Annotated in this window: 6 protein-coding genes; all 6 read left to right on the top strand. The window is 56.3% G+C overall.

Annotation, left to right across the window (positions count from 1 at the left end; genetic code table 11):
* Positions 1–266, top strand: a 266-nt coding sequence (locus AC5RTT_RS20250) for a hypothetical protein (protein ID WP_494146662.1), incomplete at its 5' end; no start/stop codon positions are given.
* Positions 267–406: 140 nt separating this feature from the next.
* Entirely contained in the window at positions 407–1,057 is a 651-nt protein-coding gene (locus tag AC5RTT_RS20245) for a hypothetical protein (protein ID WP_494146661.1), read from the top strand.
* Positions 1,058–1,158: 101 nt separating this feature from the next.
* Positions 1,159–1,614 (top strand): SRPBCC family protein, encoded by a 456-nt coding sequence (locus tag AC5RTT_RS20240; RefSeq protein ID WP_494146660.1) that lies wholly within the window; start codon positions 1,159–1,161, stop codon positions 1,612–1,614.
* 117 nt (positions 1,615–1,731) lie between these two features.
* Positions 1,732–2,097: a nuclear transport factor 2 family protein gene (locus tag AC5RTT_RS20235; RefSeq protein ID WP_494146659.1), complete on the top strand. Its 366-nt coding sequence runs from the start codon at positions 1,732–1,734 to the stop codon at positions 2,095–2,097.
* 166 nt (positions 2,098–2,263) lie between these two features.
* A complete protein-coding gene (locus AC5RTT_RS20230; RefSeq protein ID WP_494146658.1) occupies positions 2,264–2,656 on the top strand; it encodes a DUF6228 family protein in 393 nt (130 codons plus the stop codon).
* Between the two features lie 134 nt (positions 2,657–2,790).
* Positions 2,791–3,042: a hypothetical protein gene (locus AC5RTT_RS20225; RefSeq protein WP_494146657.1), complete on the top strand. Its 252-nt coding sequence runs from the start codon at positions 2,791–2,793 to the stop codon at positions 3,040–3,042.
* Positions 3,043–3,185 lie beyond the last annotated feature (143 nt).

Here is a 3,185-nt window from a genome sequence, read left to right as displayed (position 1 = left end):
ATCGTGCCGCTTTGCAGCAGGGAGCCAGTTGGATGCTGCACGGTGGCACGGGAGTCGAGGATCCTCGCATTCTGATGGGAGAAGACCTCCCTCAGAATCGCATGAATGGGTTCGGCGTTAGCCGGACGGTAGGAGATGTGCCGGGCTTCGCCATTGAAGTAGATATCGAAACCCCCGAAGGTCAACAGCAAGTCTCCTTCTGGACGACGGCAGATGTCGGCGAACGGCTGGGATCATTCCTGACGACCCCGCCGGCCAAAGATTGAAAGCTTGCTGCCCCCCATCCTTCAAGGTGAACCTTTGGCGGTCAGCATTTTCTACCGCCGATTTCTCATAGCGGACTAATCTCGCCGAATGCCCGCTACGCTTTTTGAACAGCGCAGCCTCCACGTACAGGAACGGAACGATGGGCGGAATTGAAGGGCTTATGGCGGAGTCCAACGAACGTTGGGCTAAGGCCGACAGGAGGGCCCAAGGCCTGGCGGACAACGGACTCGGGGAAGCTGTGAGGAACTACTACATACGCTTCGTACCAGCTGGAATGGTCATCTTGACTGGAATCGGCACCGTGGGCGCGGTCCAGGCTTTCCAGGGCACTTTTGCCGACTGGCCGTCCTACCTACTGTTTGGCGTCATGCTCGCCGGGCTGGGCATCCTCGTCGGAGGCCTTGTCTACAACTCGAAGAAAGTTGTGCCGGCAGCCGAGTACGGAAAGGTCGACGTGACGCTTTCACTGACGGGCGAGGAACGAAAGCAAATTCGCCGCCAGATAGCAGGCAAGGCAGCAGTCATTCCGGAGCAACTTACGGTAACCCGTGGCGCCGCCGTACAGATGCGAAAGGCCCTCGCGACACAACTGCTCCTTATGCCGTTCTATCCCCTGCTCTTCATCCCCCAAGCTGTAAGTCAGGTCCAGCGTGATGAACCATTCGGATGGGTCTTTGCAGCTTTCATCTGCGTCTTGATAGTCGGGATTTTGTTTCTCGTACGCGATTTCCGGCGCGCGGGTAGGTTCCTCGCACGGACAGTGGAGCAATCCTTCCCCAGGACACGATAGGAGAACCTTCGCGTGACACTTCTTGCCGTGACTGCTCCGGAGAGGTCTCTCAAATTGGGAGGGAAATCAACTGAGGCTGCAAGAGCTGCAATACTCTGAAGATGGCAGTCTTCTTCGAGTGCACAACGCGGACAAATAAGTCGAAATCCGAGCTGTTCGACCTTGCCCGGAGCATCGAGGTCCATAAGAACTCAATGGCAAAATCTCGTGAAGAAGCCGTCGATGGCGTGACGTCCGGTCTGATCTCCTTGAATGAAGAAGTAACCTGGCGAGCTTGGCATTTCGGCATCCCGCTGCAGATGACCAGCCGAATTACCGAGATGCAGTCACCCGACTATTTTGTAGATGAACAGGTCAAAGGTCCGTTTCGAAGGTTCCGGCACGTCCATGAGTTCCACCAGGACTCAGCGGGAACCACGATGGTGGATCGCATCGAGTTCGCGGCGCCGTTTGGACCGATAGGGCGACTGGTCGAGAAACTGGTGCTGGCCCGCTATCTCCAAGATCTGATCGAGACGCGCAATCGGCATCTCACAATTGAAGCGATTCCCGAGTAGCTGGTCTCGGCCACCGAACCATAAGCGGGACGACGGGAACGCCGTGATGGCAAGTAGCGAGGGAGCAGTAGGCCGCTGGAAGTTTCCAGAGCGGCCAATCACTGACACACTCGGTGAATGCTCACTCAGGACGTGCTAGATGCTGCATTAGAACGAGCCGACGCCCTAAAACGACGTGACGGTGAATCTTTAGGTCGCTTACTACATCCGAAGTTCTGCTGGATCTCACACAAAGGAGACCAGTTTGATCGCGATGCTTACCTTGGGTCCAACCTAGAGGGCCAGAACACCTGGCATAGTCAAATTCTCGAACAACCCAGTATCACGATGTTTGGTACCACCGCCGTTCTTACCTGCATCGTTACAGACGACGTATCAACGACGGCCGGCAGGAGCCGCTACCGAATGCCCATGATACAAGTCTGGATCCATGAAAGTGGCAGATGGCTGCTCGCTGCCGGACATGCAGGTCCGCGCCTCTAGCTTCGCCAGGGATCTGCGGGTCGGGTTGGGCGGTTACGTTTGGGGAAACCCTCCGTGGGACACTTTGCAGTGGCTAGGCTACGCACCTGAGGGTTAACCAGGCCAGTACGAACGGCCTGGTCGCAGTTAGCCGATGCAGTCGGCTTGCAGATTAGAGAATGGTCGAATGGAATCCTTGAAAGTCGGCCACATTGCTTCAATCTTCTTCGAGAATCCCTTACGAAGTTCGGACCGGAGAGTCGAGAGCCTGTCGGTGAGGGTCGCTCTCGATGGATTGCAAGCCAATCAGCGAATAGCAGCCATAAATGGCTTCTCCGACCTAGCTAATTTCTTCAAGGACCTGTCGCTGAACTGGCGGGGCTGGTCCGGTAGCAAAATCTATGAATCTCTGGAAGGCGATTTGGTTCTCAGTGCTGAGCATGACGGCCACATCCGGCTATCTTTCACACTTTCCCAGGGATCAAAGCTCAACGGATGGATCTTGAGTGCGAAAGTGACCCTTGATCCAGGCGAAGAGCTCGCCATGGTCGCAGAGGATCTTGAGTTGATGCTCCGATAGTTGCGCCGCCCCCGCCGTACAACCACATACGGAGGAGCATTTCAGGGCAGTCCCAAATGGTGCGTCGAGCGCCTAGGTGATGCCGACGTGGGCAGGCTCTGCTGGATATGCCAAGGGAAACAGCAGGATGGCTTATGGTGGCTGGTATGTTCAGTCCAGGTCAAAGAGCAGCCGTGCGCTCGGCCTACAATCTCGCCGGCTACCGTGGCCCGCTGCGGATATTGCCAATCGAATCCGAGGATGAGCGCTGGTTCGTTCTCAATTCCGAAGACTTCCAGCGTCTCCACACTCCCGAGGATCTGGAGCAGGTCCTAACCCAGTTGCTTGGCCGGAAGGCGGGTGTCTTTCCGCTTGCAGAGGGCTATGTAACCGTGCCTTTTGAATAGAACTGAGGATGTTTTGAAACCAGCCATCGCCAAGGACGCTCCTGAGTGTTAGCGGCCATGAAAAACTGCCCGTAGGCGGCCACGAAAGTGCCCACTGACGGCCAGTAGAACTGCCCATCGGTGGCCATGAGATCTGCCCACTT

Source organism: Arthrobacter sp. Y3221157, from assembly GCF_059089865.1.
The sequence above is the reverse complement of the archived record's forward strand: the minus strand, read 5'-3'. Positions and strand labels throughout refer to the sequence as shown.